Raw genomic sequence first — 223 nt, 5'->3', positions numbered from 1 at the left:
AGGTAATGATCATACAATTTGCCTTGCTTCAGAAGCAGGACAATTAGAATTAAACGTGATGGAACCAGTACTTGTTTTCAACTTACTGCAATCGATTAGCATTATGAATAACGGTTTCCGTGCCTTTACAGATAATTGCTTAAAAGGAATTGAAGCGAATGAAGATCGCTTAAAAGAGTATGTTGAGAAAAGTGTAGGAATTATTACAGCCGTGAACCCTCAT

1 pseudogene is annotated in these 223 nt (G+C 36.3%); it reads left to right on the top strand.

Annotated features, from left to right (window positions below):
* Nucleotides 1–223: pseudogene (aspA, locus tag MR168_RS33230) on the top strand (aspartate ammonia-lyase); the annotation flags it as partial.

The organism is Bacillus cereus group sp. BfR-BA-01356, from assembly GCF_022663635.1.
GTDB classification, from domain to species: Bacteria; Bacillota; Bacilli; order Bacillales; family Bacillaceae_G; genus Bacillus_A; species Bacillus_A cereus.
The sequence above is the reverse complement of the archived record's forward strand: the minus strand, read 5'-3'. Positions and strand labels throughout refer to the sequence as shown.